This window comes from Streptomyces sp. NPDC111656 (assembly GCF_055656965.1).
Genome location: NZ_JBVKCA010000009.1, coordinates 341173 through 359944, shown reverse-complemented (window position 1 = coordinate 359944; position 18772 = coordinate 341173). Strand labels below are relative to the sequence as shown.

The window sequence follows — 18772 nt, the reverse complement described above, 5'->3', positions numbered from 1 at the left end:
CACCATGTCCATCCAGGAACTGCCCGTCCAAGAACAGCCCGTCCAAGAACAGCCCGTCCAGGAACAGCCCGTCCAGGAACAGCACCAGGCATCCGGGACCGACAGCCCCGCCCAAGGAGCCCACGCCGACACACGCGACGCCGAAGGCCTCTCCGTCTGGCCCCGCTCCGCCCGCCCCGAACCCCACGGCGACATCAGCGTCGGCGGTGTCTCCCTCACCGAGGCCGCCGACCGCTTCGGCACCCCCCTCTACATCCTCGACGAGAGGGAAGTCCGCGAGCGCTGCCGCACCTACCGCACCGCCTTCCCCGACGCCGACATCGTCTACGCCGCCAAAGCCTTCCTGTGCCGCGCCATGGCCCACTGGGTCCAGGAAGAAGGCCTGGGCCTGGACGTCTGCTCCGCCGGAGAACTCGCCCTCGCCGTCACCACCGGCTTCCCACCCGAAAAAATCATCCTGCACGGCAACGCCAAAAGCCCCGAAGACCTCAGCACCGCCCTGCGCCTCGGCGTCGGCCGCATCGTCGTCGACAGCACCTCCGAAATCGCCCGGCTCGCCGCCCTCACACCCCCCGGCACCCGCCAGCCCGTCATGGTCCGCGTCGTACCCGGCATCGTCGCCGGCGGACACACCAAAATCCGCACCGGCACCGACGACCAGAAATTCGGCCTTTCCCTCACCGACGGCTCCGCACAACACGCCGTCACCCGCATACTCGACCAGCCCCACCTCGAACTCGTCGGCCTGCACTGCCACATCGGCTCCCAGGTCACCACCGTCAAGCCCTACGTCGCCGCCGTACGCCGCATGACCGGACTCCTCGCCCGCATCCGCGACCAGCACGGCATCACCCTCCCCCAGCTGAACATCGGCGGCGGCCACGCCATCGCCTACCGCCCCGGCGAAGAAACCCTCAACATCTCCACCCTCGCCGCACGCGTCCGCGCCGAACTCGAAGACGGCTGCACCCGCGCCGCCCTGCCCGTCCCCCGCCTCACCCTCGAACCCGGCCGCGCCATCGCCGGCCCCGCCGGCATCGCCGTCTACCGCGTCCTGTCCGTCAAACGCAGCGGCACCCACACCTTCGTCGCAGTCGACGGCGGCATGAGCGACAACCCCCGACCCGCCCTCTACGGAGTGCGCTACGCACCCCGACTCATCGGCCGCCCCACCACCGCACCACCCCACCTCGTCACCGTCGTCGGCCGCCACTGCGAAGCCGGCGACATCCTCGCCGACGACGTAGCCCTCCCCGGCGACATCCACCCCGGCGACCTCCTCGCCGTCCCCGCAGCCGGCGCCTACCACCTCTCCATGGCCTCCGGCTACAACCTCGTCGGCCGCCCACCCGTCGTCGCCGTCTCCCACGGCACCGCACGCCTACTCGTACGCCGCGAATCCCTCGACGACATGAACCGCCGGGACATCGGACTGTAGCGCCGAGTCCCTTCCCTGAACCTCCGCCGAACTCCCCCTCGGCGGAGGGCTGCCCGCTGTACAGCACGGGCAGTCCGAAAGATCAACAAATGCTCCCTGTCCGCAAACCTCTATGTGTGAGGACGAGGTCTCGATGACCGTCGAAAACACCGTCGGCCTGATCGTGGCCGTCTCACTGCTCGCCTATCTGATCGTCGCCCTGATCAAGCCGGAGAAGTTCTGATGTCCGCTCCCGCCGAGACCCGGCCCGCACCCGTACCGGACTCCCCTCCACCCGGCCCGGGGCAACCGCGCCGGGTCGGCGCCGGAATGCTCGATCCGACGCAGCTGTGGCGCGCGCTCCCCCAGTCGCTGCGCAAGCTGAATCCGGTCACCCTGTTCCGTAACCCGGTCATGTTCGTGACCGAGGTCGGTGCCGCGCTGACCACGGGTATCGCGGTGGTCCACCCCAGCCTCTTCGGCTGGCTGATCACCGGCTGGCTGTGGCTGACGGTGGTCTTCGCCAACCTCGCCGAGGCCGTGGCCGAGAGCCGCGGCAAGGCACAGGCCGACTCGCTGCGCAGGACCCGGCAGCAGACCACCGCCTGGCGCCTCGCGGGCTGGGAGCCCGGGGCAGCTCAGGACTCCTACCTCGAAGAGGCCGTCGCCGCGTCCGAGTTGAGGCGCGGCGACATCGTGTCCGTACCGGCCGGGGAGCTGATCCCCGGCGACGGCGACGTCATCCAGGGCGCGGCGAGCGTCGACGAGTCGGCGATCACCGGTGAGTCCGCGCCGGTCATCCGCGAGTCCGGCGGCGACCGCAGCGCGGTCACCGGCGGCACTCGGGTGCTCTCCGACCACCTCGTCGTTCGCATCACCCAGGAGCCCGGGCAGAGCTTCCTGGACCGGATGATCACCCTGGTCGAGGGCGCCAACCGGCAGAAGACCCCCAACGAGCTGGCGCTGAACCTGCTGCTGGTCATGCTGACCTTCGTCTTCCTGGTCGCGGTCGTGACCCTGCAGCCGATGGCGATCTTCTCCAAGGACGCGATGGCCGCCGCGCACGACACCGCGGCGCTGACCTCCAACGGTGTCACCGCCATCGTGCTGGTCTCGCTGCTCGTCTGTCTGATCCCGACCACGATCGGCGCGCTGCTCTCGGCGATCGGCATCGCGGGCATGGACCGGCTGGTGCAGCGCAACGTCCTTGCCATGTCCGGCAGGGCGGTCGAGGCGGCCGGTGACGTCAACACCCTGCTGCTCGACAAGACCGGCACGATCACCTTCGGCAACCGGCGGGCGAGCGCGTTCCTCCCGGTCGGGGCGGTCCCCATGGAACGGCTGGCGCAGGCCGCGCTCCTTTCCAGCTTGGCCGACGAGACGCCCGAAGGTCGTTCCATCGTCGAGTTCGCCTACGAGAAACACGAGTTGACCGAGCGGATCGCGAACGGCGCCGAGTGGGTGCCGTTCACCGCCGCCACCCGTATGTCGGGAGTCGACCTTCCCTGCGGTCAGCGGCTGCGCAAGGGCGCGGCGGCATCGGTCGCGGCGTGGGTGCGCGAGCAGGGCGGCGAGGTTCCGCTCGCGCTGGAGGCGACCGTCCAGCAGGTCTCCGCGTCGGGCGGTACGCCGCTGGCCGTGGCGCAGTCCACGAGCGACGGCCGGGCCGAAGTGCTCGGTGTCGTCCACCTCAAGGACGTCGTCAAGCCGGGTCTGCGCGAACGCTTCGACGAGCTGCGCCGGATGGGCATCCGTACGGTGATGATCACCGGCGACAACCCGGTGACCGCCAAGGCGATCGCCGAGGAGGCGGGCGTCGACGACTTCCTGGCCGAGGCGACTCCCGAGGACAAGCTGGAGCTGATCAAGCGGGAGCAGGCCGGCGGTCACCTGATCGCGATGACGGGCGACGGCACGAACGACGCACCGGCGCTCGCGCAGGCGGACGTGGGCGTGGCGATGAACACGGGTACGTCGGCCGCCAAGGAGGCCGGCAACATGGTCGACCTCGACTCCGACCCCACGAAGATCATCGAGATCGTCGAGATCGGCAAGCAGCTCCTCATCACCCGGGGCGCGCTCACGACCTTCTCGATCGCCAACGACATCGCCAAGTACTTCGCGATCCTGCCCGCGATGTTCGCCGCGGTGTTTCCGGGGCTCGACCGGCTCAACATCATGGCCCTGCACTCGCCGCTGTCCGCGATCCTCTCCGCGGTCGTCTTCAACGCGGTGGTCATCGTGGCGCTGATCCCGCTCGCCCTGCGCGGTGTCCGCTACCGGCCGAGCAGCGCCTCCGCCCTGCTCACCCGCAACCTGTGGATCTACGGACTCGGCGGCGTGATCGCCCCGTTCCTGGCCATCAAGTTCATCGACTTCGCCCTCGTCCAGTTCATCCCGGGGATCTGACCATGAATCAACGACTCCCACACTGGCTCGCCCAGCACGTCGCAGCGCTCCGGGTGGTCCTCGTCCTGACTCTTCTGACCGGCCTGGCCTATCCGTTGGCCATGGTGGCGGCGGCCCAAGTCCCGGGTCTCGACGGCACGTCGCAGGTCACCGGCGCCGACGGCAGACCGGCCGGATCCTCGCTCATCGGCCAGTCCTTCACGGACGCCAAGGGCAACCCCGTCAAGAAGTACTTCCAGTCCCGGCCCTCCAACGCAGGCACGGGATACGACGCCACGGCGTCCGGGGCCGGCAACCAGGGCCCCGAGTCCGTCGTCGACGCGTTGGACAAGCCGAGCCTGCTCACCCTGGTGTGCGGGCGCAGCAAGGCGGCCGGCGACCTCGAAGGCGTCGACGGTTCGCGCCCGTACTGCACGGACGACGGCGTCGGCGCGGTCCTCGGCGTCTTCCACGAGGGCGGCACGAGCGGTCGTATCACCAAGGTGGTCAGCCTCAACCAGGCCTGCCCCGCGCAGCCGTTCCTCGCCACCTACAAGGGAGTTCGCGTCATGTGCGCGAAGCCCGGCGCGGACTACAGCCATGCCGTGACCGTCCCCGTGCGTGGCGACGCTCCGGCGAACCCGGTCGTCCCCGCCGACGCGGTCACCGCGAGCGGCAGTGGTCTCGACCCGCAGATCAGCCCGGCGTACGCGAAGCTCCAGGCGCCGCGCGTCGCACATGAGCGTGGCGCGAGCGTGGCCGACGTACGGGGACTGATCGCGAAGTACACCACCGGGCGTTCGCTCGGTGTGTTCGGCGAGCCGGGCGTCAATGTCGTCGAGCTGAACATCGCGCTCGACCGTAAGTACCCGACGACCGCGACAACCGCGTCGTCTCCGAAGCAGGGAGCCTGATCATGGCGGCCTGGATCCAGGCATCGATCATTCTCGCCGTGGTCGTGGGGCTGCACGTCCCGCTCGGCGACTACATGGCCCGCGCCCTCGACGGCGGGGACCGAAACAAGCACAGCCGGGGTGAAAGGACCCTTTATCGCGTCTGCGGCATCGACCCGGACAAGGAGCAGACCTGGCGGCACTACCTCACCGCTCTGCTCGCCTTCTCCGTCATGAGCATCGCGGCGCTCTTCGCCCTGTTCACCCTGCAGGGCAAGCTGCCCTGGTCGACGGGGCACGAAGGCATGCCGTGGCGGCTCGCGCTGCACACCGCCGTCTCCTTCACGACCAACACCAGCTGGCAGAACTACGCCGGTGAGTCCACCACCGGTCACCTCGCCGTCATGGCGGGCCTGGGCGTGCAAGCGTTCGCGTCGGCGGCCGTCGGCATCTGCGTGGCCCTCGCCCTGGTCCGGGGTCTGGTCCGGCGCTCCACCGACGACCTGGGCAACTTCTGGGTCGACCTGCTGCGCACGATCTTCCGCGTCCTGGTCCCGATGGCGGTCGTCGGCGGCCTGATCCTGATGGCGGGCGGTGTCATCCAGAGCCTCGGCGGCGGACACACCTTCACCACGGTCGCGGGTGCCAAGCAGACGATCCTCGACGGGCCGGTGGGCTCCTGGGAGCCGATCAAGCTGTTCACCGGTGACGGCGGTGGCGTCTTCAACGCCAACAGCGCTCACCCCTTCGAGAACCCTAGCGCCTGGACCAACGCCTTCGAGATCGTGCTGATGCTGCTCATCCCGACGGCCTGCGTGCGCATGTTCGGCCGGATGATCGGCAGCCTGAAGCAGAGCTGGACCCTGCTCACGGTCGTCGGCATCCTCTTCGGCCTGCTCCTCGCCGCGGGCACACTCGCGCAGAGCGCCCACACCGGCACGGTCACGCAGGCGGTCGGCGGACAGTACGAAGGCACCGAGACCCGCTTCGGCATCCCCGGTTCCACACTCTTCGGCGTGGGGGCCACGGGTTCCGCGGACGGCGCGGCCAACTCCTCGTACGACAGCTTCTCCAGCCTCGGCGGCGGTGTGCTGCTGTCCGCGATGATGCTCGGTGAGATCGCTCCCGGCGGCACGGGCAGCGGGCTCTACGGCCTGATCATGGTGGTCCTGGTGGCCGTCTTCATCGGCGGTCTGATGGTCGGTCGCACGCCCGAGTACCTGCGCAAGCGGATCGGGTACGGGGAGATGCGGTGGGTGGTCGTGTACGCGCTGATCCCGCCGACCGTGATTCTCGCGTGCACGGGTGTCGCGCTCGCCTTCGACGACGGCCAGACCTCCATGGGCAACCCTGGAGCACACGGCCTGACCGAGCTCATCTACGCGTACACCAGCAATACCAACAGCAACGGCAGCGCGATGGCCGGCTTCAACGGCGCCACCGACTTCCACAACCTGCTGATGGTGTTCGCGATGCTCGCAGGGCGGTATCTCCCGATGGTTGCCGTGCTGGCCCTGGCCGGACGCCTCGCCAAGCAGCAGCCGGGCGTCGTCACGGTCGGCACGCTACGCGCCCAGGGCGTCAACTTCGTCGTCCTGGCCACCGCCGCGGCCGTCATCCTGGCGCTGCTCAACTTCCTTCCGGCGCTGTCCCTCGGCACCATCGCCGACGGCCTGCTGTAGGCCCGAGTACCGGCTGAGCCTGCGATCCCTCACAGGCTCAGCCGGTACGGCACGACGCCCTCAGTTCGGAGCACTAGGGCCTGTCCGGCGGATCAAGTCGCAGGAAACGGGCGGTGCCTCATCGACGCTGGTGAGCGGGGCTTGGTGCGTCCAGCTGCAAGGCGGAGGAGGGCGACGACGCGGAGCGTCGGCAACCGACGACAACGCCGCAGATGGGCGTGCCAAGCCCCGCGTCTGCGGCATGATCCGCCGGACAGGCCCTAAGAGGTGGCGGTCACCGGAAGGTCGGGGCGGACCGGCTCGATGCCGGACGCTGCCGGGACGGTGAGGACCATGGTGAGGCCGCCGCCGGGGGTGTCCTCGGCGGCGAGGGTGCCGCCCATCGCCTCGGCGAAGCCCCGGGCGACCGCGAGGCCGAGACCGACACCCGCGCCGCGGGGAGCGTCGCCGTAGCGTTGGAAGGGTTCGAAGATGCGGTCCTTGGCCTCGTCGGGGACGCCGGGGCCGCGGTCCACGACCCGTATCTCCACCCGGTCGGCCATCGCGGACGCGGAGACCAGGACCCGCTCGTCGGAAGGGCTGTACTTCACGGCGTTCTCGACGAGGTTGGCGACCGACCGCTCCAGCAGGCCCGGGTCGACGGCGACCATCGGCAGCGTCTCGGGGATGTCCAGCGTCACGCTGCCCTCGGGGACCCCGCCGAGCGCCATCGGCACCACTTCGTCGAGGTCGATCTCGCGGATCAGCGGAGTGACCGTGCCCGTCTGGAGCCGGGACATGTCGAGCAGGTTGCCCACCAGGTTGTCGAGGCGGTCCGCACCCTCTTCGATGCCTTCGAGGAGTTCCGCCCGGTCCTCCTCCGACCAGGCCACATCATCCGACCTGAGCGAGGAGACCGCTGCCTTTATCCCGGCCAGCGGGGTACGCAGGTCGTGGCTCACGGCGGCGAGCAGTGCGGTGCGGATGCGGTTGCCCTCGGCCAGGGCACGGGACTGGTCGGCCTCCGACTGCAGCCGCTGGCGGTCCAGGACCACCGCGGCCTGGGCGGCGAAGGCGGCCAGCACCCGGCGGTCCTCCGCCGGCAGCACCCGCCCCGAGAGCGCGAGCGCCATGCGGTCGCTGACCGGCATGTCCACGTCCGCGTCCTCCGGACGTGCGACCGCCGTCCGCGTGCCCACGCTGCCCGCGCAGGTCCACGGATCGACGTCACTGGCCCGCTCCAGCAGGGCGACCGACTCCATGCCGAAGGTCTCCCGGACCCGTTCCAGCAGGGCTTCCAGACTGGTCTCGCCGCGCAGCACACTGCCGGCCAGAACGGAGAGGATCTCCGACTCGGCGCGCAGCCGGGCCGCCTGCTGCGTGCGGCGGGCCGCGAGGTCCACGACGGAGGCCACCGACACGGCCACCCCGACGAAGATCGCGATGGCGACGATGTTCTTGGGGTCGGCGATCGTCAGGGTGTGGACGGGCGGGGTGAAGAACCAGTTCAGCAGCAGGGAGCCGACCACGGCCGAGGCCAGGGCGGGATACAGCCCACCCAGCAGGGCGGCGGCCACCGTCAGCGCCAGGAACAGCAACATGTCGTTGGCCAGGCCGACTTCGGGCGCGACGCCGGTCAACAGCAGCGTGAGCAGGGCGGGTCCGGTCACACCGGTCAGCCAGCCCCGGACGACCCGGGACCGGCCGAGCCGCGCGCTCCGGGCCACCGGCAGTCCGCGCCCCTTGCCCGCCTCGTCGTGCGTGATCAGGTGGACGTCGAGGTCGGGACCCGACTCCCGGGCGACCGTCGCCCCGACGCCCGGTCCGAAGACGTACTGCCATCCCTTGCGCCGGGACACCCCGAGGACGATCTGGGTGGCGTTCACCCCGCGCGCGAAATCGAGGAGCGCCGTGGGGATGTCTTCCCCGATGACGTGGTGGAAGGTGCCGCCCAGGTCCTCCACCAGCGTGCGCTGGACCGCCAGTTCCTTCGGTGACGCGGAGGTCAGGCCGTCGCTGCGGGCGATGTAGACGGCCATGACCTCGCCGCCCGCGCCCTTCTCCGCGAGGCGAACAGCGCGGCGGATCAGGGTGCGCCCCTCCGGACCACCGGTCAGCCCGACCACGATCCGCTCCCTCGACCCCCAGATCTTCGAGACCTGATGCTCGCTGCGGTACTCGGTCAGATACTCGTCGACCCGGTCGGCCACCCACAGCAGGGCGAGCTCGCGCAGCGCGGTCAAGTTGCCGGGGCGGAAGTAGTTGGACAGGGCCGCGTCGACCTTGTCCGGCTTGTAGATGTTGCCGTGCGCCATACGGCGGCGCAGCGCGGGCGGTGACATGTCGACCAGTTCGATCTGGTCGGCCCGGCGTACGACCTCGTCCGGCACCGTCTCCTGCTGCCGGATGCCGGTGATGGACTCCACGACGTCGCCCAGTGACTCCAGGTGCTGGATGTTGACGGTCGAGATCACGTCGATCCCGGCGGCGAGGAGTTCTTCCACGTCCTGCCAGCGCTTGGTGTTGCGGGAGCCGGGGATGTTCGTGTGGGGCAGCTCGTCGACCAGGGCCACCTGGGGGCGCCGGGCCAGCACCGCGTCCACGTCCATCTCCGTGAAGCCGGTGCCGCGGTACTCCAGTTCCTTACGGGGGATCTCCTCCAGGCCGTGCAGCATCACCTCGGTGCGCGGCCGGTTGTGGTGCTCCACGAACGCCACCACACAGTCGGTGCCCCGCTCCACCCGGCGGTGCGCCTCGGAGAGCATCGCGTACGTCTTACCGACCCCCGGTGCCGCACCGAGGTAGATCCGAAGCTTGCCTCGTGCCATCTTCTCTTCTCTTCGTCGGTTTCGTACGTGCGCTTCAGCTTTCGAAGCGGTATCCCATGCCGGGTTCGGTGATGAGGTAGCGGGGGTGGGCGGGGTCGGTCTCGAGTTTGCGGCGGAGTTGGGCCATGTAGACCCGCAGGTAGTTGGTCTTGTTGCTCTGGCTGGCTCCCCACACTTCCGCGAGCAGGTGTTTCTGGGTGATGAGCCGGCCGGGGTTGGTGACCAGGATCTCCAGCAGGTGCCATTCGGTCGGGGTGAGGCGGACGTCGTGCCCGGCGCGGGTGGCCTTCTTGGCGAGGAGGTCGATGGTGAAGCCGTCGGTCGTGACGAGTGTCGTCTCGGGGGCGAGCGGGACGTCGTCCCGGCGGCGGACGGCGGCGCGCAGCCGGGCGAGGAGTTCGTCCATGCTGAAGGGTTTGGTGATGTAGTCGTCGGCGCCCGCGTCCAGGGCCGCGACCTTCTCGTCGGAGGCGCGGCGGGCGGACAGGACGAGGATGGGGACGCGGGTCCAGCCGCGCAGGGCTTTGATGACGTCGGTGCCGTCCATGTCGGGCAGGCCGAGGTCGAGCAGGACCGCGTCGGGCTGGCGGGCGGCGGCGATGCGCAGTGCGGTGGTGCCGTCGGGGGCGGGGTCGACTCCGTATCTGCGGGCCTGCAGGTTGATCACGAGGGCCCGGACGAGCTGAGGATCGTCCTCCACCACCAGTACCCGGGTCATCGGGGTGCGCCTTTCCTGTCGTACGGCGGGCCGGAACCCGTGGAACCGGCCTCATGGCTGCGGGAGCCGGCGGCTCGGGGAGCGTCCCCGGCCGCCGGCTCCCGCGTGGTGCAGGTAAGCCCATCAGTTCTTCGCCACGAGTTCCTTGAGCGCGATGTTGAGTTCGAGGACGTTGACGCGGGGCTCGCCCATGAAGCCGAGGGTGCGGCCCTGAGTGTGCTCGTCGACCAGCTTCTGCACCTGGGCTGCGGGCAGGCCGTTCTTCTGCGCGATCCGGTGGACCTGGATGTCGGCGTACTTGGGGGAGATGTCGGGGTCCAGGCCCGAGCCGGAGGAGGTGACCGCGTCGGCGGGCACGTCGGAGGGCTTGACCGTGTAGCCGTTGACCGAGTTGTCCTTGATCACGGCGGCCTTGGCGTCCTTGACCCACTTGATCAGGTCGGCGTTGTCACCGGAACGGTTGGTGGCGCCGGACAGGATCAGCTTGTACTGCGTGTTGACACTGTTGGCACCGAGCCCGTTCGCGGGGCGGCCCTGGAACCACTTCAGGTCGGCGTCCGGGGTCTCCTGGCCCTTCTTCAGCGGCAGGTTGTAGGACTGGCCGATCAGCGAGGAGCCGACGACCTTGCCGTCCGCCTTGATCTCCGAGCCGTTCGCCCTGCCGGGGAACAGGCCCTGGGCGACACCGGTGATCGCGAGCGGGTAGATGACACCCGTCACCACGGTGAGCACGAGGAGCGCGCGCAGGCCCGCCCAGAGCAACCGGGCAGTGTTGGTAACCGAGTTGTTCATAGCGGATCAGCCGATTCCGGGGATGAGGGAGATGAGCAGGTCGATGATCTTGATGCCGATGAAGGGGGCGATCAGGCCGCCGATGCCGTAGATCCCGAGGTTGCGCCGCAGCATCTTGTCCGCGCTCACCGGCCGGTACTGCACGCCCCGCAGGGCGAGCGGGACCAGCGCGATGATGATCAGCGCGTTGAAGATGACCGCGGACAGGATCGCGGAGTCGGGCGAGGACAGGTGCATGATGTTCAGCTTGTCCAGGCCCGGGTAGACCGCCGCGAACAGCGCCGGGATGATCGCGAAGTACTTCGCGACGTCGTTGGCGATGGAGAACGTCGTCAGCGCACCCCGGGTGATCAGGAGCTGCTTGCCGATCTCGACGATCTCGATCAGCTTGGTCGGGTTGGAGTCGAGGTCGACCATGTTGCCGGCCTCCTTCGCGGCCGACGTGCCGGTGTTCATCGCCACGCCGACGTCCGCCTGCGCGAGCGCGGGGGCGTCGTTGGTGCCGTCACCGGTCATCGCGACGAGCTTGCCGCCCGCCTGCTCCCGCTTGATCAGCGCCATCTTGTCCTCGGGAGTCGCCTCCGCGAGGAAGTCGTCGACGCCGGCCTCGTCCGCGATCGCCTTGGCCGTCAGCGGGTTGTCACCCGTGATCATGATGGTCTTGATGCCCATCCGGCGCAGCTCGTCGAACCGCTCCCGCATGCCCTCCTTGACCACATCCTTCAGGTGGATCACCCCGAGGATGCGGGCGCCCTTGTCGTCCTCGATCGCGACGAGCAGCGGGGTGCCGCCGGCTTCCGAGATGCGGTTGGCGAGGGTGTCGGCGTCCTGGGAGACGGTGCCGCCCCGTTCCTGGACCCAGGTGATGACCGAACCGGCCGCGCCCTTGCGGATCCTGCGCCCGTCGACGTCCACACCCGACATCCGGGTTTGGGCGGTGAAGGCGATCCACTCGGCCCCCGACAGTTCGCCCTGGTGCCGCTCGCGCAGCCCGTACTTCTCCTTCGCCAGCACGACGATGGAACGGCCCTCGGGCGTCTCATCCGCCAGCGACGAGAGCTGCGCGGCGTCCGCGACCTCGGCCTCGGTGGTGCCGGTCACCGGCACGAACTCGGAGGCCTGGCGGTTGCCCAGGGTGATGGTGCCGGTCTTGTCCAGCAGCAGCGTCGAGACGTCACCGGCCGCCTCGACCGCACGGCCCGACATGGCCAGGACGTTGCGCTGGACCAGCCGGTCCATGCCCGCGATACCGATCGCCGACAGCAGGGCGCCGATCGTGGTCGGGATCAGGCAGACCAGCAGGGCCACCAGGACGACCATCGTCAGGTGCGTGCCCGCGTAGTCCGCGAACGGCGGCAGGGTCGCCACCGCGAGCAGGAAGACGATCGTGAGCGAGGCGAGCAGGATGTTCAGCGCGATCTCGTTCGGCGTCTTCTGCCGGGCCGCGCCCTCGACCAGAGCGATCATCCGGTCGATGAACGTCTCACCCGGCTTCGTCGTGATCTTGATGACGATCCGGTCCGAGAGCACCTTCGTACCACCGGTCACCGCGGACCGGTCGCCGCCGGACTCGCGGATGACCGGGGCCGACTCACCCGTGATCGCCGACTCGTCCACGGAGGCCACACCCTCGACGACGTCACCGTCACCCGGGATGATGTCGCCCGCCTCACAGACGACCAGATCACCCACACGCAGTTCCGTGCCGGGGACCTGTTCTTCGGTGGAGCCGGTCAGACGGCGGGCCACCGTGTCCGTCTTGGCCTTGCGGAGCGTGTCGGCCTGTGCCTTGCCGCGGCCCTCGGCCACCGCCTCCGCCAGGTTGGCGAAGATCACGGTCAGCCACAGCCAGGCACTGATCGCCCAGCCGAACCAGTCACCCGGGTCCTTGAACGAGAAGACCGTCGTCAGGACCGAGCCGACCAGCACCACGAACATGACGGGCGACTTGACCATCACCCGCGGGTCGAGCTTGCGGAAAGCGTCCGGCAGCGACTTGACCAGCTGCTTCGGGTCGAACAGACCCGCGCCGACCTTTCCTTCGTCCTTGTGACCGGTCGGCACATCACTGTGCGGCGCCCGGGTCGGAGTGACTGTGGACATCGAGCCCTCTTCTGCAGCTGGATCTGTGCGAGTGGTCATGACGCCAGCCCCTCGGCCAGCGGACCCAGCGCGAGCGCCGGGAAGTAGGTCAGACCGGTGATGATCAGGATCGCGCCCACCAGCAGACCGGTGAACAGCGGCTTCTCCGTGCGCAGGGTGCCCGCGGTCGCCGGGACCGGCCTCTGCTCGGCCAGCGAACCCGCCAGCGCCAGCACGAACACCATCGGCAGGAACCGGCCCAGCAGCATCGCGATGCCGATCGTGCTGTTGAACCACTGCGTGTCCGCGTTCAGACCCGCGAACGCGGAACCGTTGTTGTTGGCACCCGAGGTGTAGGCGTACAGGATCTCGGAGAAACCGTGCGCCCCGCTGTTGGTCATCGAATTACCCGGAGTGGGCAGCGCCATCGCCGCGGCCGTGAAGACGAGCACCAGGGCCGGGGTGATGAGGATGTAGCAGGCGGCGAACTTGATCTCACGGGTGCCGATCTTCTTCCCCAGGTACTCCGGGGTCCGGCCGACCATCAGACCGGCGATGAACACCGCGATGACCGCCATGATCAGCATGCCGTAGAGACCCGAACCCGTACCACCGGGAGCGATCTCGCCCAGCTGCATGCCCAGGATGGTGATACCGCCGCCCAGACCCGTGAACGAGGAATGGAAGGAGTCCACCGCACCCGTCGAGGTCAGCGTGGTCGACACCGCGAAGATCGACGAGGCGCCGACACCGATCCGGGTCTCCTTGCCCTCCATCGCCCCGCCCGCGACCTGGAACGCCGGACCGTGGTGGGCGAACTCGGTCCACATCATCAGCGCGATGAAGCCGAGCCAGATCGTGGCCATCGTGGCGAGGATCGCATAGCCCTGCTTCAGGCTGCCGACCATCCGCCCGAAAGTGCGGGTCAGCGCGAACGGGATGACCAGCAGCAGGAAGATCTCGAAAAGGTTCGAGAACGGAGTGGGGTTCTCGAAGGGATGCGCGGAGTTGGCGTTGAAGTAACCGCCACCGTTGGTGCCCACCTCCTTGATGGCCTCCTGCGAGGCCACCGCACCACCGTTCCACTGCTGCGAGCCGCCCATGAACTGGCCCACCGAGTGGATCCCCGAGAAGTTCTGGATCGCGCCGCACGCCACCAGGACGACCGCGGCGACCACCGAGAGCGGCAGCAGGATACGGACCGTGCCACGCACCAGGTCCGCCCAGAAGTTGCCCAGCTCACCCGTACGGGAACGCGAGAAGCCGCGCACCAGCGCCACGGCCACCGCGATACCCACCGCGGCCGACACGAAGTTCTGCACCGCCAGGCCGCCGGTCTGCACGACGTGGCCCATGGCCTGCTCGCCGTAGTACGACTGCCAGTTGGTGTTCGTGACGAACGACGCGGCGGTGTTGAACGCCTGGTCCGGGTCGATGGACGAGAAGCCGAGCGAGCCGGGCAGATGGCCCTGCAGACGCTGCAGCAGGTAGAGGAACAGGACACCGACCGCGGAGAAGGCGAGGACACCGCGCAGGTACGCGGGCCAGCGCATCTCCGTGTTCGGATTGGCACCGATGCCCTTGTAGATCCACTTCTCCACACGCCAGTGCTTGTCGGAGGAGTAGACCTTGGCCATGTAGTCGCCAAGGGGAACATAGGCGAGAGCCAGCGCCGCTATCAGCGCGAGCAGCTGGAGCACGCCGGCAAGAACGGGACTCATATCGCTTCTCAGAACCTCTCCGGGAAGATCAGGGCGAGGACGAGATAGCCCAGCAGGGCGACGGCCACGACCAGGCCGACAATGTTCTCGGCGGTCACAGCTTCGTCACCCCCTTGGCGACAAGGGCCACCAGCGCGAACACCGCGATCGTGGTGACAACGAAGGCCAGATCGGCCATCGCGAACTCCTAGCTAGATGAGGTTCAGAAATGAAGCGGACGGGTTAGAGGAAACCGCCTCTCTGGCCGAATTCGGCCCCCGTTGACACCTCCCATACGGCGGCCGGTCCGCCTTTGACGGAACCCTTACGGCGACTCGTCCACCTGAGGGAACCAATCCCCCCCCGTCCGCCTGAATCGCCGACAACCCGCACCAGCGAGGTGTGGGCCGTCAGGGTGAGGTGTCACGAGATGCGGAACCGCAGCCGGCAGACCACCGCGTCCGTGTCACGGCGCACCGCGTGGGCGACCACCGCGCCCCGCTGGTTCTGGAGCAGCCGCTGCCACAGCCGGTCCGGCTCGACCTCGGGGATCAGCACGGTGACCCGGGTGTTGGGCTCGTAGACCGCAATACGACACACGTACGACGCTATGGGACGGCCGAGTGTCCTGCGCTCGGAGGCAAGCCGAACGAGTGGGAACCCAGGGTTCCACTCCTCCCGAGCGCGCTCCAGGGCAGCGACCTGGGCGCGCTCCTCGGTGTCGGGGTGGCACACCGTGACGGCGCGTACCTCGTCGCCGAGGGAGGCGGCGGCGTTCAGTGCCTCCACGGTCAGCCGGGACAGGTTCGACACCGGAACGATCACCAGGGAACGGTCCCGGTGCGGCGGCTCGGGAATCCGCCCCAGGCCCAGCCGCTCACCGATCCGCCCGTACGCCCGGTGCACCGTCTCGAGGGCGGCGACCAGCAGCGGCACGGCGATCACGATCAGCCAAGCACCCTCGGCGAACTTGGTCGCCGTCACCACGACCGCCGAGACACCCGTGAGCACCGCACCGAAACCGTTCAGCACCGCCCTGCCCCGCCACCCCCTCCCCCGCTCACCACGCCAGTGCCGGACCATCCCCACTTGCGCAACCGTGAAGCCGATGAAGACACCGATCGCGAACAGCGGCACCAGAGTGTTCGTGTCCCCGCCGGAGAAAACCAGCAAAGCCGCCGAGACCAGGGCCAGCGCGAGCACACCATGCCGGTGCACCTGCCGCTCCGCCTTCAGCGCGAAGACATGCGGAAGATAGTTGTCCCGGGCCGGCAGCTTCAGCAGCAAGGGCAGACCACCGAACGACGTGTTCGCGGGAGACGCCAGCAGGACCATCGCCGCGGCCCGCTGCACACCGGCGGCCCGCAGGGTCTGTTCATCCGGGTGCGGCGACACCAGCAGCTCGATGGGCGAGTGCGGGTCACGGTGCAGCGCGGCGATCTCGGCGCCGTGCCCGTCCCGCCGGGAGGGTAGGACGACGGTGACGGCCTCGCCGCACACGGGGTCCGGTTCGACGGCGAGCCGGTGCGCGAGCCCGTCGTCGCCACAGATCACCACGTGCTGGGATAGGGGACCAAGTTCCGTGCAGAGATGGAGAGTTGACGTCACATCAGTCAAGAACGGCAGTGCGGACGCACCCGGTTCCTGATGGGCGAAGGTTCCGCGTCAACGTTCCGTATGCGGTGTCCGAGGACTTGGCGCTCATACGCCGCCTCTTACGCTCTGCGTACCACCGGGGTACTCCGTCCGCTCGGCGAAGGGCAGCGACAGCACCATGGTCAGGCCCCCGCCGGGAGTGTCCTCCGGCGTGAGGGTGCCGTCCATCGCCTCGGTCAGGCCCCGCGAGAGTGCCAGACCCAGACCGAGGCCAGTGGTGTTGTCGGTGTCGCCCAGACGCTGGAAGGGCTCGAAGATGCGGTCACGGTCGTTGGGGGGCAGGCCGGGGCCGCGGTCGACGACGCGCACCTCGACGCGGCCCGCGTGGGCACTGGCGGTCAGCAGCACCTTGCGCCCGGCCGGACCGTGCCGGGCGGCGTTGGCGACGAGGTTGGCGATCACGCGTTCCAGGAGCGGGGGATCGGCCAGGACGGCCGGAACCTCCTCCAGGTCCGCCACCTCGACTTCGGGGGTGTCGGCCAGCGCGGCCGGGAGGACCTCCTCCAGCGTGGTGGCGCGCAGGTTCAGCGTGAGCGCGCCCGCCTGAAGGCGGCTGAGGTCGAGGAGGTTCTCGACCAGACGGTTGAGCTTGGCCATGGACTCGTCCGCGGTCGCGAGGAGTTCGTCCCGGTCCTCGTCGGAGAAGTCGACGTCCCGGCTGCGCAGCGAGGAGACCGCGGCCCAGCCCGCCGCGAGAGGCGTGCGCAGGTCGTGGCCGACCGCCCGCAGCAGCGCCGTACGCATCCGGTCGGCCGCCTTGACCGGTTCGACCTCGGCGGCGGCCTCCGCGAGCCTGGCGCGCTCGACCGCCGACCCCACATGCGCGGCGAAGGCCGCGAGCACACGCCGCTCGGAGGACGGAAGGGTGCGACCGCGCAGGACGAGGAAGGCGCCGGGCCCCGCGGGCACGACCGTCGCGCCGTCCTCTCCGGGCGGCTCGTCGACCAGTTCCGCCGAGTCCATGCCGAACGTCTCGCGCATGCGTTCCACCAGCGCCGGGATCGTCGCTCCACCCCGCACGATGGTGCCGGCGAGCGAGGACATCGTCTCCGCTTCCGCCGTGGCGCGGGCCGAGCGCCGCGACAGGCGCAGCGAGCGGTCCACGACACCGGCGACCACGGCGGCGACCGCCGCGAAGACCGCCAGCGCCAGCAGCGCGTTGGGATCGTCCAGCGTGAACTGCCCGACGGGCGGGATGAACCAGTAGTTGAGCAGCAGGGACGCCGTGACCGAGGCGATCACCGCCGAGACGACCCCTCCTATGCAGGCCACGCCCACCACGGTGAGCAGGAACAGCAGCGCCTCGCTGGTGAGGTTGAGGCGGTCCCGGGCCCAGTCGAGATCGAGCAGGAAGGTGAGTGCCACGGGCAGCAGCAGCCCGGCCACCGGGCCCGCGATCCTGCGTACTCGCGAGAGGGTACGACGGCGGGAGGGCAGCAGCGTGCCACGCCCGGCACGTTCGTGCGTGACCGTGTGGATGTCGATGTCGCCGGAGAGTTCGACGACCGTCTCGCCGGTGCCGCGTCCGGTCACGAAGCGCTCGATGCGGCCCCGGCGGCTGGTGCCGAGGACGAGTTGGGTGGCGTTCTCGGCGCGCGCGAACTCGACCAGGGCGGTCGGCACGTCGTCACCGACGACCGAGTGGTAGCTCCCGCCCAGATCCTCGACCAGCCGCCGCTGCCGGGCGAGCGAGGCGTGCGAGGTGCCCGCGGCGAGACCGTCACTGCGGGTCACATGCACGGCGAGCAGATCACCGCCCGCCGACCGGTCGGCGATCCGCGCGGCCCGCCGGACGAGGGTGTCTCCCTCCGGGCCGCCGGTGAGGGCGACCACCACCCGCTCCCGGATCTCCCACACCCCGCCGATACCGTGCTCCGAGCGGTACGACTGCAGCGCCTCGTCCACCCGGTCGGCCACCCACAACAGGGCGAGCTGGCGCAGCGCGGTCAGGTTGCCGGGCCGGAAGTAGTTGGCGAGGGCGGCATCGACCTTCTCAGGGGCGTAGATGTTGCCGTGCGCCATCCGGCGACGCAGTCCCTCCGGCGGAATGTCCACGAGCTCGATCTGCTGCGCCCGTCGTACGACCTCGTCGGGCACCGTCTCGCGCTGCGGCACCCGCGTGATCTTCTCGACGACGTCGTTGAGGGACTCCAGATGCTGGATGTTCAACGCCGTGACGACGTCGATCCCGGCGGCGAGCAGCTGCTCGATGTCCTGCCAGCGCTTGGCGTTGCGACCGCCTCCGGGCACGTTGCTGTGGGCGATCTCGTCCACCAACGCGACCTGCGGGCGACGCGCGAGGACCGCGGCGAGGTCCATCTCCTCGAACTCCCCGCCGCGATAGGCGCAGGGCGCACGACGGACGACCTCCAGGCCGTCGAGCATCGCCTCCGTGCCGGGACGCCCGTGGCACTCCACGAACCCCACCACCACATCCGCGCCGCGTGCCGCCCGGCGGCGCGCCTCGTCGAGCATGCGGTAGGTCTTGCCCACCCCCGGGGCCGCTCCCAGATAGACCTTCAACCGCCCGGGCCGTACGTCACCCACGGCGGTCCGTACCTCACCCCCGCCAGTCCGTACGTCACTCATGTCGGTCCGTACGTCACTCATTGCAGCCGACGCGCTCCGCTCACTGGA

Annotated in this window: 12 protein-coding genes and 1 pseudogene; 5 read left to right on the top strand and 8 right to left on the bottom strand. The window is 69.4% G+C overall.

Annotated elements, in window-relative coordinates:
* Positions 1 to 4: 4 nt before the first annotated feature.
* From lysA to kdpA (ACZ7M3_RS27315), 5 genes are all read left to right on the top strand, one after another.
* Positions 5 to 1438 carry a diaminopimelate decarboxylase gene (gene lysA / locus ACZ7M3_RS27335; RefSeq protein ID WP_472066371.1) on the top strand — a complete coding sequence of 478 codons (1434 nt, stop codon included), beginning with the start codon at positions 5 to 7 and terminating at the stop codon, positions 1436 to 1438.
* 133 nt (positions 1439 to 1571) lie between these two features.
* Positions 1572 to 1661, top strand: coding sequence for a K(+)-transporting ATPase subunit F (gene kdpF, locus ACZ7M3_RS27330; RefSeq protein ID WP_101913836.1), 90 nt, complete (start codon positions 1572 to 1574; stop codon positions 1659 to 1661).
* Positions 1661 to 3826 (top strand): potassium-transporting ATPase subunit KdpB, encoded by a 2166-nt coding sequence (gene kdpB, locus ACZ7M3_RS27325; protein ID WP_472066369.1) that lies wholly within the window; start codon positions 1661 to 1663, stop codon positions 3824 to 3826. Before kdpF (ACZ7M3_RS27330) ends, kdpB (ACZ7M3_RS27325) begins: the two co-directional genes overlap by 1 nt.
* Before the next feature lie 2 nt (positions 3827 to 3828).
* The gene (locus ACZ7M3_RS27320) at positions 3829 to 4719 is read left to right on the top strand and encodes a potassium-transporting ATPase subunit C (protein WP_472066367.1); all 891 of its coding nucleotides are present in this window, start codon (positions 3829 to 3831) and stop codon (positions 4717 to 4719) included.
* Positions 4720 to 4721: 2 nt separating this feature from the next.
* Positions 4722 to 6380: a potassium-transporting ATPase subunit KdpA gene (gene kdpA, locus ACZ7M3_RS27315; RefSeq protein WP_472066365.1), complete on the top strand. Its 1659-nt coding sequence runs from the start codon at positions 4722 to 4724 to the stop codon at positions 6378 to 6380.
* A gap of 260 nt (positions 6381 to 6640) precedes the next feature.
* On the opposite strand, the gene ACZ7M3_RS27310 is transcribed toward kdpA (ACZ7M3_RS27315), so the two are convergent.
* From ACZ7M3_RS27310 to ACZ7M3_RS27275, 8 genes and pseudogenes are all read right to left on the bottom strand, one after another.
* Complete coding sequence (locus ACZ7M3_RS27310; RefSeq protein ID WP_472066363.1) at positions 6641 to 9187, bottom strand: DUF4118 domain-containing protein; 2547 nt, start codon at positions 9185 to 9187, stop codon at positions 6641 to 6643.
* A 34-nt stretch (positions 9188 to 9221) separates the two neighbouring features.
* On the bottom strand, positions 9222 to 9905 hold the full coding sequence (locus ACZ7M3_RS27305; protein ID WP_472066361.1) for a response regulator: 684 nt from the start codon (positions 9903 to 9905) through the stop codon (positions 9222 to 9224).
* A gap of 123 nt (positions 9906 to 10028) precedes the next feature.
* A complete protein-coding gene (locus ACZ7M3_RS27300; protein ID WP_472066359.1) occupies positions 10029 to 10697 on the bottom strand; it encodes a potassium-transporting ATPase subunit C in 669 nt (222 codons plus the stop codon).
* A gap of 6 nt (positions 10698 to 10703) precedes the next feature.
* Positions 10704 to 12800: a potassium-transporting ATPase subunit KdpB gene (kdpB, locus tag ACZ7M3_RS27295; protein ID WP_472066357.1), complete on the bottom strand. Its 2097-nt coding sequence runs from the start codon at positions 12798 to 12800 to the stop codon at positions 10704 to 10706.
* A gap of 35 nt (positions 12801 to 12835) precedes the next feature.
* The gene (gene kdpA / locus ACZ7M3_RS27290; protein WP_472066355.1) at positions 12836 to 14500 is read right to left on the bottom strand and encodes a potassium-transporting ATPase subunit KdpA; all 1665 of its coding nucleotides are present in this window, start codon (positions 14498 to 14500) and stop codon (positions 12836 to 12838) included.
* An 8-nt stretch (positions 14501 to 14508) separates the two neighbouring features.
* Positions 14509 to 14598, bottom strand: coding sequence for a K(+)-transporting ATPase subunit F (gene kdpF, locus ACZ7M3_RS27285; protein WP_016434100.1), 90 nt, complete (start codon positions 14596 to 14598; stop codon positions 14509 to 14511).
* A 304-nt stretch (positions 14599 to 14902) separates the two neighbouring features.
* A pseudogene (locus ACZ7M3_RS27280) lies at positions 14903 to 15820 on the bottom strand (amino acid permease); the annotation flags it as partial.
* Between the two features lie 360 nt (positions 15821 to 16180).
* Entirely contained in the window at positions 16181 to 18682 is a 2502-nt protein-coding gene (locus ACZ7M3_RS27275) for a sensor histidine kinase (RefSeq protein ID WP_472066475.1), read from the bottom strand.
* Positions 18683 to 18772 lie beyond the last annotated feature (90 nt).

Excerpts from the sequence above, each read along its gene's own strand:
- lysA (WP_472066371.1), top strand. The coding sequence starts at position 5 with ATGTCCATCCAGGAACTGCCCGTCCAAGAACAGCCCGTCCAAGAACAG.
- kdpF (WP_101913836.1), top strand. The coding sequence starts at position 1,572 with ATGACCGTCGAAAACACCGTCGGCCTGATCGTGGCCGTCTCACTGCTC.
- kdpB (WP_472066369.1), top strand. The coding sequence starts at position 1,661 with ATGTCCGCTCCCGCCGAGACCCGGCCCGCACCCGTACCGGACTCCCCT.
- ACZ7M3_RS27320 (WP_472066367.1), top strand. The coding sequence starts at position 3,829 with ATGAATCAACGACTCCCACACTGGCTCGCCCAGCACGTCGCAGCGCTC.
- kdpA (WP_472066365.1), top strand. The coding sequence starts at position 4,722 with ATGGCGGCCTGGATCCAGGCATCGATCATTCTCGCCGTGGTCGTGGGG.
- ACZ7M3_RS27310 (WP_472066363.1), bottom strand. The coding sequence starts at position 9,187 with ATGGCACGAGGCAAGCTTCGGATCTACCTCGGTGCGGCACCGGGGGTC.
- ACZ7M3_RS27305 (WP_472066361.1), bottom strand. The coding sequence starts at position 9,905 with ATGACCCGGGTACTGGTGGTGGAGGACGATCCTCAGCTCGTCCGGGCC.
- ACZ7M3_RS27300 (WP_472066359.1), bottom strand. The coding sequence starts at position 10,697 with ATGAACAACTCGGTTACCAACACTGCCCGGTTGCTCTGGGCGGGCCTG.
- kdpB (WP_472066357.1), bottom strand. The coding sequence starts at position 12,800 with ATGTCCACAGTCACTCCGACCCGGGCGCCGCACAGTGATGTGCCGACC.
- kdpA (WP_472066355.1), bottom strand. The coding sequence starts at position 14,500 with ATGAGTCCCGTTCTTGCCGGCGTGCTCCAGCTGCTCGCGCTGATAGCG.